Genomic DNA, 20,825 nt, shown 5'->3' with positions numbered 1-20,825 from the left:
GAATTTTGTAAGCGTTATCATAATAATTTGTACTTTGACTAAAAAGATAGTCTACTAAGAATATTATTAGACAAAAAACTGAAAATTCCTGTTATTTTTTGTAGAAAAATTTTAGTGCAAAAAAGGAAGGAAAAAAAGGGTAGAGGAAATAGCAAAAACAAACATAATGGAATTAAAGACAGGAACAAGGGAATGCAGAATCAATGGTGTAGGAAAAGAAAATAGATTTTCTTTCCTTCTATCCAATGAGCAGCATTCCCTTTGTGCTCTACTTTAAAAATTCCTTACCTTAATCGATCACGTTTTTCATATACTATTCTCTTTTCCCTTAATGTACCTCTACTAAAATAGCGTCTCCTTGACCACCGCCACTACAGATTGCTGCGATTCCTAGACCTCCACCTCGTTGTTTTAGTGCATGAATTAGGGTTACAATGATTCTTGCACCACTTGCTCCAATTGGATGTCCTAGAGCAATAGCTCCACCGTTTACATTTATTTTTTCTAAAGGAATATCAGCTATTTTCGCACTCGCTAAAGCTACTGCTGCGAATGCTTCGTTAATTTCAAATAAATCTATATCTGAAATGTTTTTATTTGTTTTTTGTAATAATTTTTGGATTACATATCCCGGAGTTCTTGGGAAGTCCTTTGCTTCTACAGCCATTGAATCTGTAGCAACAATTGTAGCTAATGGTGTGAAACCATTTTGTTTTGCTTCTTCCTCACTCATTATTAAAAGTGCTGCAGCTCCGTCATTTAATCCAGGTGCATTTCCTGCAGTAATCGTTCCGTCGCGATCAAATGCAGGATTTAATTTAGCTAATTTTTCAATTGTCGAATCCTCTCTTGGACACTCATCTACTTCAATTTTTGTTACGACACCTTTTTTGCCAACAGACTCAATTGTTACAATCTCTTCTTCAAATCTACCTGTTTTAATCGATTCAACGGCAAGTTGTTGACTACGAAGTGCCCACTCATCTTGTTGCTCACGAGAAATATCTTCTAATTTTGCAACTTCACTTCCATATGTACCCATATGAACGCCAGTGAATGAACAAGTTAAACCATCTACTAGTAAGCCGTCTTTTAACTCAGAGTGTCCCATCTTATTTCCCCATCTTAAATTGGTTTGATAGTATGGTGTATTACTCATAGATTCCATTCCACCTGCGACAATACGTTTACTTTCACCAGAACGAATTAATAAGTCAGCAAGCATTACACTTCTCATTCCTGATGCACATACTTTATTAATTGTTTCTGATCTTGTTTCCCAAGGTAAGCCTGCATTACGTAGTGCTTGTCTTGAAGGTAATTGCCCTTGTCCACCTTGTAAAACGCTTCCCATAATTACATCATCAATTGATTCTAAAGGATGGTTAACACGATTCAATGTTTCTTTAATTGCAATACCACCTAACTCAGCAGCACTAAAACCTTTTAACATACCTCCAAAGCGTCCTAGTGGTGTACGAACTGCACTTACTATAACTGTTTTACTCATCCCAATTTCCCCCTTAAATTAAGAAACTAATTTCTCTTCTATAAAAAATTCCTTTAATAGCAAATAAAAAGGCGCTCACTACAGTCTGAAAGGTGTACAAGTTGCACACCTTTCATTGTTAGTTTATGAAACTTGAAAAGTAATAGAACTCTTATGAAGCCTGGCTCTGCTTATCTCCAAAGATTGAAATTACTAAAAGCTCAGCAACATCGAGTGTTTTAACACTTTCTTCAACTTCTTTTGCTTTTGTTCCATCTGATAACATTGTTAAGCAATAAGGACATCCTGTTCCAATGACATTCGGACTAACTGCAAGTGCTTGTTCAGTACGTGTAACATTAATACGGTTACCAACATGCTCTTCCATCCACATTAATCCACCACCCGCTCCACAGCACATTCCTGTTTCACGTTTACGCTCCATTTCAACTAGCTTTACGCCAGGAATTGCACGAAGAATATCTCTAGGAGCTTCATAAACTTCATTGTATCTACCTAAATAACATGAATCATGATAAGTAATAACTTCATCTACACGATGAACTGGATTTAATCTTCCTTCTTTAACCCATTGTGATAATAATTCTGTATGGTGATAAACTTCAACTGATAATCCAAAATCAGGATATTCATTTTTAAATGTGTTATAAGCATGCGGATCAATTGTTACTAATTTACTTACTTCTGCTTTTTCGATTTCTGCGATATTATTAGATGCTAATTCTTGGAATAAGAATTCTTGACCTAAACGTCTAGGTGTATCACCAGAGTTTTTCTCCTTATTACCTAAAATTGCAAATTTAATTCCAGCTTCATTCATAAGTTTTGCAAACGCTAGAGCGATTTTTTGGCTACGGTTATCATATGCACCCATTGAACCAACCCAGAATAAGTATTCAATTTCTTCCCCAGCTTTTTTAGCTTCTTTTACAGTTGGGATGTGGATACTTTCATCAAGCTCTCTCCAATTTTCACGATCCTTACGATTTAATCCCCAAGGATTTCCTTGGCGCTCGATATTCGTCATTGCACGTTGAGCATCAGGTTGCATTTTCCCTTCCGTTAAAACTAAATAACGACGTAAATCAATAATCTTTTCAACATGCTCATTCATTACTGGACATTGGTCTTCACAGTTACGACAAGTCGTACATGCCCAAATCTCTTCTTCAGTAATGACATCGCCAATTAAACTTGGACTATATTCTAATGTTGCTGCTGTTTCTTGATTTCCTTGAGAAGAAAACGCTAATTGATTACCTTTTGTTTTAGAAAAAGCAACAGTTGGAACCCATGGTGCTCGAGATGTTACTACAGCTCCAGTTTCAGTTAAATGGTCACGAAGTTTTAAGATTAAATCCATCGGTGACAGCATTTTCCCAGTTGCCGTAGCAGGACAAACATTTGTACAACGACCACATTCAACACAAGCATATAAATCAATTAATTGAGACTGACGGAAATCACTGATTTTTCCAACACCAAATGTTTCCTGTGTTTCATCTTCAAAATCGATTTTTTCTAATTTCCCTGCTTTCGATAAGCGGTTAAAATACACATTTGCTGGTCCAGCAAGTAAATGTGCGTGCTTTGATTGAGGCACATACACTAAGAAAGTTAAAAGTGAAATTAAGTGTGTCCACCAAGCAACATAAAAAAATGAAATGGCTAAAGGTTTACTAATTCCACCAAAGATTGTTGCAACTAAAGATGCGATTGGCTCATGGAAGCTTGTTCCTTCTCCGCTCCAAATGATTCCCATACCATTTCCAAAAAGAGTTGATAACATTAATAAACCAATAAAAATTAGAACTAAACCGCTTTTCCAACCTCTTTTTAATCGAACTAACTTTTCAATATATCTTCTATGGAAAGCCCAAACAACTGCTACCAGTATTAACAAAGCGACGATTTCTTCAAAAAATGTAAATGCACCATATAACGGCCCAAGTGGTAGATGCACCCCAGGAACTAGACCTCTTAAAATAAAATCTAAAGCACCTGCTTGAACTAAAATAAATCCGTAGAAGAATAGCAAATGGATAAATCCACTTTTCTTATCCTTCAATAGCTTTTTTTGTCCAAAAACATTCACCCAAATTTTTTGAAAACGATCTTTAAAATTTCTTTCAAACTCTTCCTTTTTGCCTAGCTTGATGTAAGCTAGTCTTGTTTTAATCAGGTAAATGAATAAATAAATTGCATAAACTGTAATTGCCACAAACCCAAATGCGTTCAAATACAAAAGTGCATGATCCATGATGTATTCCTCCCCCAATGTCCCCGGTTATAAATAAAACGCTTACTTTTTAAAAATTTATAACCATAATAATATTCAGAAAATATATACTTCAATTATATTATGAATGACTATTCAGTCAAATACTTTTTCATATTAAATTAGCCCTTTTTCATATTCTTCAGTTTAAATGGTCATACTATCAACACGTAAAAGGTAAAGGAGTTAGTTATATGATTCTTTGTATTTGCTTATTTGCTCTACTCATTCTAATACTCCTTGCTAGCTTAGATCTCTATTTTGGTTACAGAGCTTTTCATAAATATGATAAGGTTTGCCCATTTAAAAATAGATATAGTGAAACAATGTTAATAACAGATGGTAATGTCCTATACGAAAATCTTCTTAAAGACATAAATGAGGCAAGTTCTAGTATTTCCATGCTTTTTTATATCGTTCGTAATGATGATACTTCCGAAAAATTTTTGTCGCTACTAGAAAAAAAGGCGCACGAAGGACTACAAGTACGTTTACTTGTCGATTGGATCGGTAGTTTTGGACTTAAACGGAAAAGAATCGAAAAACTAAAAAAAAATGGTGTAAAAGTATTATTTAATCGACGTACTGGATTTCCGTATACTCTCTATCGGTTTCAGCACCGTAACCATCGTAAAATTACAGTGATTGATCAAAAAACTGGTTATTTTGGTGGGTTCAATATTGGTAAAGAATATATTGGCTTTGACGAGGACCTAGGTTATTGGAGAGACTATCATATTCGTATGACAGGTGAAGGTGTAAAAGATTTACATGTTCAATTTTTAATAGACTGGGTTAGAAGCGGTGGAGAATCCTTCACTTTAATTGATGAAAAAGACCTAGTGAAGGGAAAAATCGAACATCACTTCTATTCATCTGACTTTATTCGTATTGAGAATCTTTATAAAGAATTAATTGATAAAGCAGAAAAACATATCTTTATTGGTACTCCATATTTTATACCAACTAAAAAGCTCATGGATGCTTTACTAGCCGCACAAAAAAGAGGTGTCCGCATCTGTGTCATGGTTCCTGAAAAAGAAGACCACAGGCTAGTTAAAGAAGCTAGTTTCCCTCACCTCCTTTTAATCCTTGAAGGTGGCGGCGAAGTTTTCCATTATCAGAAAGGATTCTTTCATGCCAAAGTACTATTAATCGATGATTGCTGCTGTGATGTAGGGTCCGTTAACTTTGATCGTAGAAGCCTTTGTATAAATGATGAGTGGAGCTGTATCTTTGCAAATGAATCCTTCATATTGGAAATCAAAAAAATATTTATGAAAGACTTAGAGTGTTCAAAACCCTACCCTATTCAACATTATAAAAAGACAACTCTCTCATGGAAATGTCGTAAGCTTTTATCCAAGCTTCTTTCTCCATTAATGTAATGTTTTTAAAGTGCCAAAAACAGTAATAGAGGTGAGCACAAAATGATTATTCGATTTGGATACGTATCACATGCATTATCTTTATATAATTGTTCACCTGCAAAAACACTAACTTTAACACGTTATAAAGCGCTCGATCAAGATGAACGTTTAGAGAAGCTAATTTCTGTTACAACACAAAATTTGGAGAATACGTATAGGGCACTTCATTATAATGTAGGACAACAAATTCCCTTATACAGAATGTCCTCTTCAATGGTTCCTTTGGCGACTCACCCAGATGTAGAATTTGATTATATTAATATTTTTCACAAGCAATTCAAAGAAATAGGCGATTTTATTAAAAAGCATGAATTAAGAGTTAGTTTCCATCCTAATCAATTCACGCTTTTTACAAGTGAGAAGCCACATATTACTGATAATGCTGTAATTGATATGGAATATCACTTTAAAGTACTTGAAGCAATGGGCGTTTCAAACCAAAGTGTGATCAACATCCATATTGGAGGGGCTTACGGTAATAAGGAGCTTGCTATTAATCGCTTTTATGAGAATATAAAAAAACTCCCTTCTCATATAAAAAAACAAATGACACTAGAAAACGATGATAAAACGTACAATACCTCGGAGACATTAATGGTATGCAAAAAAGAAGGTATACCGCTCGTGTTCGATTATCATCATCATATGGCCAATTTATGTGATGAACCATTAGAGGAATTATTACCTTCCATTTACTCGACTTGGGATCACACTCATTTGAAACCTAAAATACATATTTCCTCTCCAAAATCTGAAAAAGAGTTTAGGTCTCACTCAGACTTAATTGATCTTGATTTTATTAAACCCTTTTTTTACATTGCTCGATCAATTGGAAGTGATATCGATATAATGATTGAGTCGAAAAAAAAGGACATAGCATTATTACAATTGATGGAAGACCTATCGAAATTAAGGGGCTATAAACGAATAAGCGGCGGAATGATTGAAGTGAAATAGAAACCACAAGGGAACCTTTACTCCCTTGTGGTTTTACAATTTAAGAGCTTTTTATCTGTTGTGAACTCATTAGTGATATGATGGTTTATAGATATTCATCTAAAGTCTAACTGCGACTCTAATATAAAGGTGGCTAGCAAATGAACTATCAGAATGCTTTACAACAATACATAATAGCAACAAATACGCATGATTTTGACCAAGTAAAAAAATACATACATAAGGACGCTACTTATTGGTTTTCTAATAAATCATGTACAAATTCACTTGATATCCAACAGTACTTTGAAAATGCTTGGAATCTGATTCAAGATGAAGTCTATAGAGCTACAAATATAAACTGGCTAACTACTGATGAGAATTCCGCTTCCTGTACTTATCAATATCATTATGAAGGCTACATGAATGGGAAATTCGTAAAAGGTCATGGTAGGGCTACAAATGTGTTTATAAAGGATGCAGTTGGTGACTGGAAGGTTATTCACGAGCATTTGAGTAGCCATGCATAACACGTGATTTCTTTCGTGGCCTTTGTGCTCATAGAATGTAAAAAAAGCTCAGATCATCAATCTGAGCCTTTTTCATCATTATTATCATTATGCCAGCTACTATTGTGCCTGTTATCGTGTTCGTGCTCGTTGTTTTTGTTTCCATTACCTTCATCACGATCATTGCAACTATGGCATCGTTCACTTTGTTCTTTTCTACTTTTGTAATTATTGCTTCTTTTTACTTCGCGTTCGTAATTATTCTGATTTTTTTTTTTATCTTGGTGATTTTCATTGTTATTGTCTTGCCCTTGTTGATTTTGTTTCGATGAATCTCGATGCTCTTCTTGATGTCGATTTTTCCACTGACTTTGCTTATTTCCCCAATGCGCTTCTTGGTGTCTATTATTCTTCTCTTCTTTTGAATAACGATGATTATTCGCTCTGTTATTCTCTACTTTAGGCGACTTAACATTAGGTTTATCTTTGCCATTCTTTTCGCCTCTTGACACTTTAGCTGAATGAGAATTAAAACTACTTACTTGCTTATTTTGAGTTTGAGTTTGAGGTTGAGTTTTAATCTTAGGTTGAATTTTAAGTTGATCTAAATCCTTAGAATTTGGAATTTTAATATGGTTATTGGTTTCTTGAATATCCTTCAATTCATTATTTAGTTCACTTTGTTTATTTTTAAATTCCTTTTTCATCTCACCCGTTAATTTGATTTGATCATCCGGTTGAATAACTTTAGACTTCTCCATTTCACCAACTAAATCATCCATAACTGACTGTAAAGGCTCCTGTTTCCAGTTATCTATTTTATCAATCACTTTTTTACCTTGTTCATTGTGACCTTTTAATCCAATAACATTTAACTGTTTATCTAAAATTAATGACACCTTTGCCCCTGAATCAATTGTGACCCTTCCTGCTGCCAATGCCTTTTTGTTGTTCCAATTTACGAATACAAATGACATTAGAATTAATGCACTGGCAATTACGACAGGAATCAATTTCGGGATATTTATTTTTATTTTATTATTTGAAATAATTGCGCTGCTGGGGAACTGAATTTCTTCACCAATTGAATAGGATGACAATAACTTTTTACATTTTAAATACTCACCGTTAGCTGTTAATACAACTACGGAAGAATGATTTACTTTCAATACAATACCATTGTTCATCTTCAGTTCCCCCTTTTTAAGTAGTTTTGTAAATAAATATAGTCATTGACGCTTATAATACACATGGCAATTATATATTTCCTATGTTTGTCTAACGTTTTTCGACTTATATTAACTTTAGTTTCTAGTTTGTTCATCGGTAACTTTTTCTTTTTATATAGAAAGGCTAACATTTCTTCATCACAAACAATAATGTCTACAACTGAAAAAATATGTTCCCTTGTATCTTCATGTTTAGGGGATACCTCTACTAAAGTTTCTAAAGTAATGCCAAATTGTTTAAGCATCTCACTGAAATGAATAATTTCCTCTTTACGATTGATCTCATCAAAGTTTTTAATATACGAGCTATAAACATGGTCATCGTACTGTTTATGTATATCCTCCGACCCATTTTGTTCTAAAGTCAATAATTGATATTTAGATTCCTTACGAAAATAATCAATCAACTCACGTTTTATGATCAATTTGGCGAAAGTTAAAAATGAAGCCCCTTTTTTATATGAATATAGTTTAATAGCTTCATGAAATGCACTTAGCCCAATACTATATTCATCTTCTTGATTTGTAATATATCTGCCACAAATAGTAGAAACAGTTTTGCTTATAAAAGGGGAGTATTGAATGATAAAATCATCAAATTCCTTTGATGAAGATTGTTGTATTGTTAATACAATATCTTCAATTTTTTCTTTCCTTTTATACAGTGTCTGAAAAATTGTAAGTAACAAGACCCCATCTCCTTTCAAAAGAGGATTGATTGGTGACTAAAGAAGGCGCCTCCATCATTATATAATCAAATGAATGTAAGAGGCACCATTTTAATTACCAATTAAACTTAAGCATATCGCATCTTATGAAATGTTTCATGCGATTTTCTTGAAAGGCGAATGGTAATAATTACTTATTAATCTTCGTCATGTCCATTTCCATGGTTTTCACCTTGGTCATTAGAATTTTCATTTTTTTTCCACTCTTGCTTTTCATTTCCCTTATGGTTTCCACGGTTTTCATGTTCACCACGGTTTCTATGATTTGTAACTTCGTGTTTTTTCACTTCATGCTTTTTTGCTTCATGCTTTTTCACTTCATGTCGTTCAGCTTTTTCTTCTTTTTCAACTTTTGCTTTTTTAACTTTAACTACTTTTACTTTCTTTGCTTTATGTTGATGGTGCTCTTCCTTATGCTCTACTTTTACAGGCCTTGTAGAAACCTCAGCAGCATCATCTTTGTCATCATCTTCACCTTGATCATCTTCATTAACATTTTTTACGACTGTATCTTTTACATCTTCGTTAACGTTTTTTACATCTGTATCATTTACATCTTCAATTTTAGTTATAGTTGTAATAACTTCTGGTGTATCTGATTTTTCAGTAGATCCATCTGGGTATTGAATTGTAATAACTGGTTTTAGTGCAGTTGAATTCTTTTCTTCATGCTTTAAAACTTTCTCTAGTCTTTCAGAAATTTTGTTAAAGCTCTTTTCAATATTTTTTGCGATTGCAGCTTTTGCTTTAGGATTTTTCACTTTATCTAAAACGTCTGCTAAAACAAGTAAATTATTATTTAAGTGGTGCTGAATTTTTGCAATTTCTTTTTGCTCTTTTGTTAATTTTTGTTTTTCATGTTTTTCTGTATCTTCTTTATCTGTTTCTTGTTTTTCTGTATCTTCTTTATCTACTTCAGTTGAATCTTCAGCTGGTTTCGTCGTAGCATTATCTTCTGTTGTTGTTTTTTCTGTAGTCGTTGGCTCAGTAATAGTTGGAAGCTTACCTTCAAGCTGTCCTTGAGCATTTTCCATCTGACCTAAAGCTTCTTTAATTGTTTCTTTTGCTAGATCTTCTTTACCTTCTTTAATTAATTCTCTTGCTTCATGAATACGCTCTTGCGCAAATTCCGCTAAAAGTTCTGCTTCTTTTACTTTGTCTGTTGTTAATAACAGTTGAATCTTTTCTACAGTTGTTTTTACAAAATAGAAGAAATCGCCTTTCACTAATGCAGGTGCTTCTTCTTTGTGGTTTACATCAGTTTTTGAAGCTGACTCATTTTCAGCAGCAAATACTGAACTTGAAAATCCTAATTGAGATAATAGTAATGCTGTGGCAGTTGTATGTACTAAAAGTTTTTTCATGTATTTTTTCCCCTTTAAAAAAGTTTCTTTATGTAGTCTCACTATAACTATTCGTAGAGAAGATCATTTTTTAGGGGGTCGTTTAAATAAAAATTTAAAAAATTAATAAAAAAATGGTGAAACTTGTTGTTTTTCCCGTTCCACCGACAAATTTGTATAAAATAATACCCAAAAATATTACAAATTAATACTCCTTGAAAATAAAGTTCGAACAAAAAAAGTACCATACCTTGAAAATCAGGCATGGTACTTTTAACATTTTACTAATTACATTTTTTCAGGTGCAGAAACACCAACTAAAGCTAATGCATTTTGTAATGTAACTTGAGCAGCTTTCATTAAAGCTAGTCTAGCTTTTGATTTTTCAACATTTTCCGCATCTAATACTTTTTCAGCATTATAGAAACTGTGGAAAGTACCAGCTAAATCAAACACATAGTTTGTAATATGATGTGGTGTACGTTTTGATGCAGCTAATGAAACGGCAGCTGGGAATTTCCCTAATTTCTTTAATAACTCATATTCTTTTTCAGATGAAACAAGGCTGTAATCAGCTTCTCCGCTATAAACAATACCCATTTCTGCTCCTTGACGAAGAATACTGCATACACGAGCATGTGCATATTGAGAGTAATACACTGGGTTTTCATTTGATTTAGAAACAGCAAGATCCATATCAAAGTCTAAATGTGAATCACATCCACGCATTGCAAAGAAGTAACGAGTTGCATCAATTCCTACTTCTTCCATTAAATCACGTAACGTTACAGCTTTACCCGTACGTTTACTCATTTTAACTTTTTCACCGTCTTGATATAACTGAACCATTTGGATAATCTCTACTTCAAGAGTATCTGCATTGTATCCTAAAGCTTGAATTGCTGCTTTCATTCGTGGAATATAACCATGATGATCAGCTCCAAGAATATCAATTAATTTATCTGCTCCGCGACTTAGCTTGTCTCTGTGATAAGCGATATCTGGAGTTAAGTAAGTATAAGAGCCGTCACTCTTAATTAGTACACGGTTTTTGTCATCTCCATATGTTGTAGAACGGAACCAAGTTGCTCCTTCTTCTTCATATGTCTCACCACGTTCATTTAAATCAGCAAGTGCCTCTAACACTTTACCGTTTTCATATAATGAAGTTTCTGAATACCATACATCAAAGTCTACTCTAAAATTACGAAGATCTCTTTGTAGTTTTTCCATTTCTAATTTTAAACCGTACTCACGGAAGAATTTGTAACGAGCTTCTTCTGGTTCATTCATAAAACGGTCACCGAATTCTCCAGCTAAAGTTTTACCAATCTCAATAATGTCCGCACCATGATAGCCATCTGCAGGCATTTCTTTTTCCATACCAAGAGCTTGCATATAACGAGCCTCTACCGATAATGCTAAATTGTTAATTTGATTACCTGCATCATTGATATAGTATTCGCGTGTTACTGCATAACCAGCTTTGTTTAAAACATTACATAATGAATCTCCAAACGCAGCTCCACGTGCGTGACCTAAGTGTAAATCACCTGTAGGATTCGCTGAAACAAACTCAACTAAAATCTTTTCGCCGTTACCAAAGTTAGTTTGGCCATATTCTTTTCCTGATTTAATAATTGAAGGAATTAAATCTGTAAGATAGCTATTATCCATATAGAAATTGATGAAACCAGGTCCAGCAATCTCAACTTTTTGAATGCTAGCTTTGCTTTGATCAAACGAGTTAATTAGTTCTTCTGCAATCATTCTCGGAGCTTTTTTAGCAACACGTGCTAATTGCATTGCCATATTTGTTGAAAAATCACCATGTGTCTTATCTTTTGGAGTTTCTAACACGACTTGTGGTAATTGTTCCTCCGTTGCTAAACCTGCTTTTAATACTGCAGCTTCTATTTCATCTTTTAAACGACTCTTTACTTGTTCTAATGTATTCATATCGTTGCCTCCTTAATTGATACTGTAATGTTATACGAACCAGCATTTTCATCACCAACGAATAACTTGTACCCTAATTGAAGTACACCCTTTAAAGGTCCCTCTGATACTAGAAATTGTAGTTTTTTTGTATATGCTTTCGTTTGAAATACTCCTAATTCATTTGAGAAAGTACCTTCAGTCGTTTCATTCACTCGATACTGGTGACGCATCATAACTCCACCATTACGGATGATCGTAACTTCCCCTTTACTAATTTTCATTGTTGCCTTTACTTTTCGATCTTCATGTTTTTCTTCAAATAATAAGTATGAAATATCTTCTTTTTTATAGTATAGGCCATTTGCTTGAAAACTGATTTTATCACGCCCGTGTGAATCTTTAATCATAGTCTCAAAATCAATTGAGACAGGTATGCCCTGTTGCTCTTTCACTTTTACACGTCCTTTTCTCCCGATGAACGTAACGAATCACATCCAAAATCATCTTTTCCCATTTTAGCATAATCTAATAAAAAAAATAAAATAGGTAAGAAAAAAATTGTGAAAAATATTCATTAAAACGAACAAAGAATAGGGGCGGCTCTTTCGAAAGCACGAACACTTTGTGTATTTTGTTGATAAAGCTGTGAACTTTATTGATAAAGTAGTTAGTTTTGTTGATATAATACTTAGTTTTGTTGATAAAATACCGATTTTTGTTGATAAAACCGTTTAAGAGGCTTCTTTAGCGTTGTGGATGATTGATAAGCACGAACACTTTTTGTACTTTGTGCATAAAGCTGTGAACTCTGTTCATAAAGCACGTAGTTTTGTGCATAACACCGCGTTTTTTGATTTTGACGACGTGGTTCTGTGCATAACACAGCGCTTTCTGATTATGGCGACCTGGTTTTGTGCGTAACACAGCGTTTTCTGATTATGATGACGTGGTTCTGTGCATATCACAGCGTTTTCTGATTATGGCGACTTGGTTTTGTTCGTAACACAACGTTTTTTGATTATGATGACGTGGTTCTGTGCATAACACAGCATTTTCTGATTACGGCGACCTGGTTTTGTGCATAACACAGCGTTTTATTGGTCATGGCATCGTCCTCGTAAAGCAGCGATATTCCTTCATACCGCCGTGCCTTTGTACACAAAAAAGGGATTTTTTTATAACACATCCCTCTCATGAAATTGTGAGAATATTTGTTTTCAATTGAAAACGGTTTGTGAGACAATAAAGAACATATGGTGAATAGAAGGAGATTTTATGAAAACAATCGCACAACAATCATCTAGCAAATTATTTTTCATCGGACTAGGCATTGGAATCATTGCGTTATCGAGCATTTTTCTCATTTATTTGTACGCCTTTTTAGTGCCGTTCGTTGTGGGAATCGTCTTGTGGTTTTGGATCAAACGAAAAGCGATCATGTTCGGTAGTTTTACAGCAGCACTAATTGGATTACTTGCACTCATCGGCTTCATCGTTTATATGATGCTTTTTGGTCATTTCGGACCATGATAAGCAGCTCGTAAAGGGCTGTTTTTTTATTTGTAAAAACACAAAAAAACCCGCTAGGAATTTTTATTTCCAGCGGGCTTTCACTAATTCTTGAGATAACTTCTAATTAATGTGCAGATTCTGCTTTATCAATATGAAGTAAGTGTTTTTTATTAATAAATAAGAATAGTACTGATACTAATACAAAACATCCACCTACATAGAAAGGTACATGTGGATTATACCATTCAGCAAGCTTACCTGCTAAGTATGGTGCTATTGCTCCACCTAAAAAACGTAAAAAGCTATATGCCGCAGATGCTGTTGAGCGCTCAACTGGTGCTGCTTGCATTACTGCTGTTGTAATTAATGTATTGTTATTACCTAAAAATGCACCAGCTATAATTACACAGACGATAATAACGCTATTTGTATCTGTTCCAACACCCATAATAATAAGCGTAATCGCAAATAGAGTTAACATTGCATACATCGATTTAAGCGTACCGAATTTTTTTTGTAGCTTTGGCGCCATAAAAACTGATGTAATTGCTAATAGAAGTCCCCAACCTAAAAATACGAATCCTAAACCATGTTCTTTTAATCCCATATAGAATGGTGAAAAGGCCAGTAAAGTAAAGAATCCAAAGTTATATAAAAATGCTGTAATCCCTAATGTTAATAAAGATCTATGTTTAAGAGCGCGGAATGGATCCAAGAATGACGCTCTTTTTGTATTTTGTGTAATTGGTGTTTTTGGCATCATAACTGATAAAGATAAAAATGCAATGACCATTAAACAAGCAACACCAAAAAATGGGCCTCTCCAAGAGATTGAACCTAATTCTCCACCTAAAAGTGGCCCAACCGAAATACCAAGACCAATTGCAGTTTCATATAAAATAATCGATTGTGCAACACCTGACCTAGATAATGAAACAATGGCTGATAAAGCAGTTGCTACGAATAGAGCGTTACCTAATCCCCAGCCTCCACGCAACCAAACTAATTGCCATATACCACTTGAATTTCCTCCAAGTCCAGCGAACACTGCAATAATTAATATACCTAAAAGTAATGTCCATTTTATTCCGATACGTGAAGATATAAAACCTGTAATTAACATAGCAATTGCCATGACTAAGTTGTAACTTGTGAAAAGAAGAGTTACATCACTTTTTGAAGCATGCATCTTTTCTGCGATTGCTGGTAAAATCGGGTCAACTAATCCAATTCCCATAAATGCAATAATACATGCAAACCCAACTGCCCAAATAGCCTTTGGTTGATTTAATAGACTAGACTTTTGATTTAAATTTGTCTTTTGACTTTTACTATTTGCCAAATTTGACATATTCCATCCTTCTCCCATAATTATTTATTATTCTAATGCACTTCGTACTCTCTGATACATCTCATTCATTTCACTTCTTATGTCGTTCATTTTTTTAAGCTTTTCATCAATCATATTTAATTGTTGAGCAAGTATTTCCTCTGCCCCTAAAAGCTTTTGCTTTCTTTCATCTTCATTCATCTTTTCCTTGTTTTCTCTATATTGCAGTCGAAATTCTTCAAAGGCCTCATTAATTGCCATATATTCCTGTACCTCTTGCAAAGAAAAACCAAGAACATCTCGAACATTCATTATTTTCTTTAGTCGTTCAATATGCTCATCTGAATAAAGTCGAAATCCGCCTTCGCTTCTTTCAGGTGGAGGGATTAATCCAATTTCCTCGTAATATCGAATCGAACGCTTCGTTAAATTGCACTCTTTTGCTACTTCATCTATTTTATAAAGCAAATCATTTCCTCCCTTCGAAAAATATTTAATTGAATTCGTTATTTACATCACTAATATATCTTACTCCTAATGTATCGTTAACGTCAACGTTAACTTTGTACTTTTTTCTATTTTTATCTTTCTTCAAAATCATTGTTTTACTATTAAAAACTATAGAATTTCTTTTTATCACTGACTATTTTTCCTATACAAAAAAACCCGAAAGATAAATTCTCTTTTAGAGCATTTACCTTTCGGGTTCCACTTTCTTCTATATTAAATTTCGTATACTTTATGCTGCTTTCTGTAACTTCTTCATTTTTTTAGCTTTGTTTCTACGTTTTAATGCCCACATTGTAATACCAGTTATTCCTAGTCCAAGTGGAGCAATACCAACTAAGGCATAAATTGTTTTTACGAAAACCCCACCATAAGTACCTCTATGTAAACTTTGTCTCCAAACGAAAAATTTATCATAGGCAGTTTCGTTATTTTTGGAAAAAGATCCTAAATGCTTGCCAGAAAATTGATCGTAGAATTCACTTGTATTCCCTTTACCCTCAGGATCGTAAGTGCCATCGCTTAATTGGGCTTCTATAACACCCTCTTTATCAGATGGAAGTCTTAATTTGTATAACTCACCTTCAGGATGTAACTTTTTAATTTCAGCAGTTATAGCATCCAATCCAATTTTATTTTTGCCATTATCAACTGATTTAAGCTCCTCAGGATAATTCGATGTAAACTTTAATTTCAAAGACTCTTCAATCTTTTCTTGGAATGGATATAGCATTCCTGTAATTGCTACAACGAGTAAAAATGGTAAAGTAATTACCCCAATGAAATTATGTAATGATAAATTTCGTGCCATTTGGCTTTTATTCCATTTTATTTTTAGGCTTTTAAACATTCGTTTAATACCTGGATACCATAAATAGATACCTGTAATAAGAATTAAAATAAATGCAATTGCAACGATCCCTATAATTGTTTCGCCAATATCATCTAACAATAAATGTGTATGTAAATCTTTAACAAAAGATACGAATGATGCCTCTCTATCAAAATTACCTAATAGCTTACCATTGCTAGGATCTACATAAGCATCAATTTCATTATGTCCTTTTGACATATTTGCATGGTATACATTTGATAACTTTGAAGGAACATCCATCCTAGAGATTTCAAATCCTTTGTAATTATCAAGAAAAATCTTTTCTGCTTCGTTAATTCCAACATTTCTTTCACTACTTGCAGGCTTAAAATACTGCGGATTTAACACATGTTCAATTTGATCCCCAAACACTAAAACACTACCCGTTGCACATACAGCAATAATAAATAGTCCAAAAACTAAACTGCACACAAGATGTAGTGTCAAAATAAACTTCCTTACCCCTTTTTTCATTTTCATCTTCTCCCCAAATCACGATAATAATAATCGTTCTCAATTATAAGGGTAATGATTATCATTATCAATAACATTTTCATATATTTAGTAAATTTTTTTATTCAAGTTCAAAATTCTATATAAAAAAAAGACGATTTCTCGCTCTAATGAACGAAAAATCGCCTTTCACAATTCGTATTATTTTACCCAACCTAATAGGATTTCACGAATAAACTTACTTGCTGCAACTTGAGTTTGCTCAGCATGATCATACACTGGAGCTACTTCTACTAAGTCTGCCCCAACAACGTTAATATCGCTGTTAGCAATTGCTAAGATACTATCAATCATTTCTTTTGAAGTAATACCACCGGCTTCAAGAGTACCTGTTCCTGGAGCATGCGCAGGGTCTAGTACATCGATGTCGATTGTTACATATACTGGACGACCAGCAAGTGTTGGAAGTACTTTCTTTAACGGCTCAAGTACTTCGAATTTAAATAAATTCATTCCAACTTCTTTTGCCCATTCAAATTCTTCCTTCATACCAGAACGAATTCCGAATGAATAAACATTTTTTGGTCCAATTAAATCACAAACTTTTTTAATTGGTGTTGAGTGAGATAATGGCTCACCTTCATATGAATCACGTAAATCAGTATGTGCATCAAAATGAATAATTGCTAAGTCTGGGTATTTCTTATACATAGCTTTCATTACAGGCCAAGATACAAGATGCTCTCCACCCATACCTAGAGGGAATTTCCCTTCCGCTAACAGGCCATCAATATAGTCTTCAATCATATCAAGGCTTCTTTGAGCGTTACCAAATGGTAATGGGATATCCCCAGCGTCAAAATATTTAACTTCTTCTAGTTCTTTATCTTGATATGGACTATATTCCTCTAACCCAATTGAAACCTCACGAATACGTGTTGGACCGAAACGAGAACCTGGACGGAAGCTTACAGTCCAATCCATAGGCATACCATAAATAACTGCTTTACTTTCTTCAAAGCTTGGATGACTCTTAATAAATACATTTCCAGAATATGCTTCATCAAAACGCATAATTAAGCCCCCCTTATTTAGTAAGATCAGCTACAAATTTTGGTAATACGAACGCTGCTTTGTGTAGCTCTTTTGTATAATATTTTGTCTCAATATCAAAGAAACGATTCTCTTCTACTTCAAGTGGATCGTGTTTTTTCGAACCAATTGTAAATGTCCACATACCACTTGGATATGTTGGAATATTTGCAATGTATAAACGAGTGATTGGGAAGATTTCTCTTACATCACGTTGAACCTGTGTAATTAACTCTGGTGTAAACCAAGGGTTGTCCGTTTGAGCTACAAAAATACCGTCTTCTTTTAACGCTTTAGAAATACCAGCGTAGAAGCCTTTTGTAAATAAGTTCACTGCAGGACCAACTGGCTCAGTTGAATCTACCATAATTACATCATATACATTTTCACTATTTGCAATATGCAAAAATCCATCATCTACTTTTACTTCTACACGTGGATCTTCTAATTTCCCTGCAATTTCAGGTAAGTATATTTTAGAGTACTCAATTACTTTTCCATCGATTTCAACAAGAGTTGCTTTCTTCACACTTGGGTGTTTTAATACTTCACGAATAACACCGCCATCACCGCCACCTACTACTAATACGTTTTCAGGATTTGGGTGTGTGAATAAAGGTACATGAGCAACCATCTCATGATATACGAACTCATCTTTTTGAGTTGTCATAACCATTCCATCTAAAATAAGCATGTTACCGAACTCTTCTGTCTCTACCATGTCAAGCTTTTGAAACTCAGTTTGCTCTGTATGTAAAGTTTTATTAATTTTAGCAGTAATTCCAAAGTTTTTTGTTTGTTTTTCAGTAAACCATAATTCCATTTGTTGCATCTACCCTTCTTTATCAAGATTTAGTTTGAAACATAACAATGTAGCATTAACTTAGTTGATTATGTTTCGTATTATCCCCACTCTTCCTAATTCCTATCGGATTTGTGTTGTTACAACAATTTTTTGCCGTACAAAAGAAAAGTATAGAGTAATTTCACTGAAATGCAAGATTTTTAAAGCTAAATTATTTGATATTTTTTACTACATTAATTTGTATAAAAATTCTCTTAATCTACCATACTAGTATTAAAATACAGAATTATATTGAGAGGAGGATACTTTTTGTATCATATCAACTACTCTTTTCATTGGCGCACCCTTCAAAAGATTGGCATTTTACTTACTGTTATTTCAATTTTAGGTTCCCTATTTTTATCATGTGTCTATTTTATGGCTATTACTTCCACAAAACCTTCATTATTTATTGCATCGAATTCAAGCTATTACGATCACGATAATAAAATAATTAGTAAAACTCAGCTACTTCAAAATCGAAAAACGTTAAAAATTGCAGATGTACCTCCGATTGCAATCAATAGTGTTTTAGTTTCTGAGGACCGGAATTTTTTTCATCACCATGGTTTCGATTTAAAAAGATTAGGTTCTGCTATTTTAGTTAATTTAACAAAAGGTCAATACGCTCAAGGGGCTAGCACAATCACTCAACAACTTGCTAAAAATTTATATCTTTCACAAGAAAAAACGCTTAGTCGTAAAATAAAAGAAGCTTATTTAACGATGAAATTAGAGTCTTCCTATAAAAAAAGCAAGATCTTAGAAGCTTATTTAAACACCATTTATTTTGGACATGGCATTTATGGCCTCGAAACTGCAGCGAACACCTTTTTAGGAAAGGAAACGAAACAACTGACCATTGGAGAATCAACCTTTTTATTAAGCATTCCGGCTAATCCGTCAATCTATGACCCTTATATTCATTTTTCGTCTGTAAAAAAGAGACAGCAACGTATTTTATCGGCACTTGAAAAGAATAAATTAATTAACTCAAATACCGTTAAAAATGCAATGAATGAGTCTATTAAGTTAAAGCCAATTATTCATACTTCAAATTCTTCCTTTACATCCTATTTTCAACAAAGTGTTCAAAAAGAAATTACAGAGTCTATTGGTCAATCCGTCAATAATAATGGCAGTAAAATTTATACAACCTTTAATCCAACTATTCAAAATCAAATTGACCAAGCATTTGATCAATATATTAAGCCTTTTCCTAATCTGCAAGCTAGTGTAATCGTATTGGATAGTCAAACTGGTAATGTTTTAGGCATGACTGGAGGACGTGAGAAAGGACAATTTTTATTTAATCGCGCAGTTGCATCAAAAAGGCAAGTAGGTAGTACAATAAAGCCAATTTTGTATTATAGTGCACTTGAAAATGGATATACACCATCCACAATGCTCCAAAGTAAGCCGACAACATTTCATTTTGAGGACGGCGATACATATAGTCCCAAAAATAGTGGCCATCTTTATGCACATGATCAAATTTCTTTAGCTAAAGCTATTGCTGTTTCAGACAATATATTCGCAGTGAAAACTCAACAGGCTATTGGTGCAGATGAATTTATTAAAGCACAGAAACTATTCTATTTAACCGCACCTAAAAATAAGCTTCCTTCAATGGCACTCGGTACGCAGGATGCTTCCTTACTTGATATGACAAGAGCGTATGCATTAATCGCCAATAACGGTAAAGATGTAACTCCACACTTTGTAAGTGAGATTAAAACTCAATCAGGAAAATCAATCTATAAAAGAAAAGTTGACCATAAACAAAGATTAGAAAAAGATCAAACGGTTATTCTTAAACAATTAATGAATGGAATGTTCAATACAAATTTCTCAAGCTACTTACCAGTAACGGGAACAAGCATTATTCCTGAACTTTCAAAGGATTATTATGGGAAAACTGGAACTACAAAAACAGATAGTTGGATGGTAGGATTCCATTCCAATATTGTTGTAGGAGTATGGGTAGGATATGATCATTCAAAAAATTTATCTGCAGAGGAAAGTACATTAGCAAAGAAGGTTTGGGCATCGGTTGTTACAAATCTATCCGATAAGAAAGTAGATTCAAAAATACCTAAAGACATCGTAAAAGTTGCTATAGATGAGAAGACTGGCCTTTTGTATAAGGAAGGCTGTGGCGAAAAGGTTTCCCTATATTTTCGTAAAGGAACACAACCTACAAAACCTTGTATTAATAAAAAAAAGACAAAGAAACATAAAAAAGAAAAACAGGATAACACACCTTGGTATAGCCAGTACTTACCTTAAAAACAAAAGACCTCACCAAA

At 33.8% G+C, this 20,825-nt stretch carries 17 protein-coding genes; 5 read left to right on the top strand and 12 right to left on the bottom strand.

Going from position 1 to position 20,825, the window contains the following annotated elements; all coding sequences use genetic code 11:
• Positions 1 to 328: 328 nt before the first annotated feature.
• Positions 329 to 1,510 carry an acetyl-CoA C-acetyltransferase gene (locus CN601_RS16460; RefSeq protein ID WP_098118965.1) on the bottom strand — a complete coding sequence of 394 codons (1,182 nt, stop codon included), beginning with the start codon at positions 1,508 to 1,510 and terminating at the stop codon, positions 329 to 331.
• A gap of 151 nt (positions 1,511 to 1,661) precedes the next feature.
• Positions 1,662 to 3,770 carry a heterodisulfide reductase-related iron-sulfur binding cluster gene (locus tag CN601_RS16455; RefSeq protein ID WP_098118966.1) on the bottom strand — a complete coding sequence of 703 codons (2,109 nt, stop codon included), beginning with the start codon at positions 3,768 to 3,770 and terminating at the stop codon, positions 1,662 to 1,664.
• A 212-nt stretch (positions 3,771 to 3,982) separates the two neighbouring features.
• Here CN601_RS16455 and cls point away from each other — a divergent pair, with 212 nt between their 5' ends.
• From cls to CN601_RS16440, 3 genes are all read left to right on the top strand, one after another.
• Positions 3,983 to 5,176 (top strand): cardiolipin synthase, encoded by a 1,194-nt coding sequence (gene cls, locus CN601_RS16450; protein WP_098171675.1) that lies wholly within the window; start codon positions 3,983 to 3,985, stop codon positions 5,174 to 5,176.
• A gap of 42 nt (positions 5,177 to 5,218) precedes the next feature.
• A complete protein-coding gene (gene uvsE / locus CN601_RS16445; protein WP_098171674.1) occupies positions 5,219 to 6,175 on the top strand; it encodes a UV DNA damage repair endonuclease UvsE in 957 nt (318 codons plus the stop codon).
• A 140-nt stretch (positions 6,176 to 6,315) separates the two neighbouring features.
• Positions 6,316 to 6,684, top strand: coding sequence for a YybH family protein (locus tag CN601_RS16440; RefSeq protein WP_098171673.1), 369 nt, complete (start codon positions 6,316 to 6,318; stop codon positions 6,682 to 6,684).
• Positions 6,685 to 6,740: 56 nt separating this feature from the next.
• Here CN601_RS16440 and CN601_RS16435 read toward each other — a convergent pair whose 3' ends face one another.
• The 5 genes from CN601_RS16435 to CN601_RS16415 form a co-directional block, all read right to left on the bottom strand.
• Positions 6,741 to 7,850, bottom strand: a complete 1,110-nt coding sequence (locus CN601_RS16435) for an anti-sigma factor domain-containing protein (protein ID WP_098171672.1) — start codon at positions 7,848 to 7,850, stop codon at positions 6,741 to 6,743.
• Between the two features lie 2 nt (positions 7,851 to 7,852).
• Positions 7,853 to 8,581 carry an RNA polymerase sigma-I factor gene (gene sigI, locus CN601_RS16430; RefSeq protein WP_257131726.1) on the bottom strand — a complete coding sequence of 243 codons (729 nt, stop codon included), beginning with the start codon at positions 8,579 to 8,581 and terminating at the stop codon, positions 7,853 to 7,855.
• Positions 8,582 to 8,757: 176 nt separating this feature from the next.
• A complete protein-coding gene (locus CN601_RS16425) occupies positions 8,758 to 9,984 on the bottom strand; it encodes a DUF5667 domain-containing protein (protein WP_098171670.1) in 1,227 nt (408 codons plus the stop codon).
• A gap of 267 nt (positions 9,985 to 10,251) precedes the next feature.
• On the bottom strand, positions 10,252 to 11,922 hold the full coding sequence (gene argS / locus CN601_RS16420) for an arginine--tRNA ligase (protein ID WP_098171669.1): 1,671 nt from the start codon (positions 11,920 to 11,922) through the stop codon (positions 10,252 to 10,254).
• Positions 11,919 to 12,356, bottom strand: coding sequence for a YwiB family protein (locus CN601_RS16415; protein ID WP_098118974.1), 438 nt, complete (start codon positions 12,354 to 12,356; stop codon positions 11,919 to 11,921). Before CN601_RS16415 ends, argS begins: the two co-directional genes overlap by 4 nt.
• Positions 12,357 to 13,179: 823 nt before the next feature.
• On the opposite strand from CN601_RS16415, the gene CN601_RS16410 reads away from it, so the two are divergent.
• Positions 13,180 to 13,434, top strand: a complete 255-nt coding sequence (locus CN601_RS16410; protein ID WP_098118975.1) for a hypothetical protein — start codon at positions 13,180 to 13,182, stop codon at positions 13,432 to 13,434.
• A 106-nt stretch (positions 13,435 to 13,540) separates the two neighbouring features.
• On the opposite strand, the gene CN601_RS16405 is transcribed toward CN601_RS16410, so the two are convergent.
• The 5 genes from CN601_RS16405 to speE all read right to left on the bottom strand — a co-directional run bounded on the left by CN601_RS16405 (position 13,541) and on the right by speE (position 18,495).
• Positions 13,541 to 14,767 (bottom strand): MFS transporter, encoded by a 1,227-nt coding sequence (locus CN601_RS16405; RefSeq protein ID WP_098171668.1) that lies wholly within the window; start codon positions 14,765 to 14,767, stop codon positions 13,541 to 13,543.
• 27 nt (positions 14,768 to 14,794) lie between these two features.
• Positions 14,795 to 15,214 (bottom strand): MerR family transcriptional regulator, encoded by a 420-nt coding sequence (locus tag CN601_RS16400; protein WP_098171667.1) that lies wholly within the window; start codon positions 15,212 to 15,214, stop codon positions 14,795 to 14,797.
• Between the two features lie 271 nt (positions 15,215 to 15,485).
• On the bottom strand, positions 15,486 to 16,601 hold the full coding sequence (locus CN601_RS16395) for a PepSY-associated TM helix domain-containing protein (RefSeq protein WP_179865579.1): 1,116 nt from the start codon (positions 16,599 to 16,601) through the stop codon (positions 15,486 to 15,488).
• Positions 16,602 to 16,781: 180 nt separating this feature from the next.
• On the bottom strand, positions 16,782 to 17,654 hold the full coding sequence (gene speB, locus CN601_RS16390) for an agmatinase (protein WP_098118979.1): 873 nt from the start codon (positions 17,652 to 17,654) through the stop codon (positions 16,782 to 16,784).
• Between the two features lie 13 nt (positions 17,655 to 17,667).
• Positions 17,668 to 18,495: a spermidine synthase gene (gene speE, locus CN601_RS16385; protein ID WP_098119116.1), complete on the bottom strand. Its 828-nt coding sequence runs from the start codon at positions 18,493 to 18,495 to the stop codon at positions 17,668 to 17,670.
• Positions 18,496 to 18,786: 291 nt separating this feature from the next.
• On the opposite strand from speE, the gene CN601_RS16380 reads away from it, so the two are divergent.
• Positions 18,787 to 20,805, top strand: a complete 2,019-nt coding sequence (locus tag CN601_RS16380) for a transglycosylase domain-containing protein (protein ID WP_098171666.1) — start codon at positions 18,787 to 18,789, stop codon at positions 20,803 to 20,805.
• The last annotated feature ends 20 nt before the right edge of the window (positions 20,806 to 20,825 follow it).

It is taken from the genome of Bacillus sp. AFS017336 (assembly GCF_002555445.1).
In the GTDB taxonomy this organism is placed as follows: Bacteria; Bacillota; Bacilli; order Bacillales; family Bacillaceae_G; genus Gottfriedia.
The sequence above is the reverse complement of the archived record's forward strand: the minus strand, read 5'-3'. Positions and strand labels throughout refer to the sequence as shown.

Coding starts and splice junctions, on each gene's coding strand:
- speB (WP_098118979.1), bottom strand. CDS start 17,654: ATGCGTTTTGATGAAGCATATTCTGGAAATGTATTTATTAAGAGTCAT.
- CN601_RS16425 (WP_098171670.1), bottom strand. CDS start 9,984: ATGAAAAAACTTTTAGTACATACAACTGCCACAGCATTACTATTATCT.
- cls (WP_098171675.1), top strand. CDS start 3,983: ATGATTCTTTGTATTTGCTTATTTGCTCTACTCATTCTAATACTCCTT.
- CN601_RS16435 (WP_098171672.1), bottom strand. CDS start 7,850: ATGAACAATGGTATTGTATTGAAAGTAAATCATTCTTCCGTAGTTGTA.
- CN601_RS16410 (WP_098118975.1), top strand. CDS start 13,180: ATGAAAACAATCGCACAACAATCATCTAGCAAATTATTTTTCATCGGA.
- speE (WP_098119116.1), bottom strand. CDS start 18,495: ATGGAATTATGGTTTACTGAAAAACAAACAAAAAACTTTGGAATTACT.
- CN601_RS16395 (WP_179865579.1), bottom strand. CDS start 16,601: ATGAAAAAAGGGGTAAGGAAGTTTATTTTGACACTACATCTTGTGTGC.
- CN601_RS16440 (WP_098171673.1), top strand. CDS start 6,316: ATGAACTATCAGAATGCTTTACAACAATACATAATAGCAACAAATACG.
- uvsE (WP_098171674.1), top strand. CDS start 5,219: ATGATTATTCGATTTGGATACGTATCACATGCATTATCTTTATATAAT.
- CN601_RS16405 (WP_098171668.1), bottom strand. CDS start 14,767: ATGTCAAATTTGGCAAATAGTAAAAGTCAAAAGACAAATTTAAATCAA.
- CN601_RS16455 (WP_098118966.1), bottom strand. CDS start 3,770: ATGGATCATGCACTTTTGTATTTGAACGCATTTGGGTTTGTGGCAATT.
- argS (WP_098171669.1), bottom strand. CDS start 11,922: ATGAATACATTAGAACAAGTAAAGAGTCGTTTAAAAGATGAAATAGAA.
- CN601_RS16460 (WP_098118965.1), bottom strand. CDS start 1,510: ATGAGTAAAACAGTTATAGTAAGTGCAGTTCGTACACCACTAGGACGC.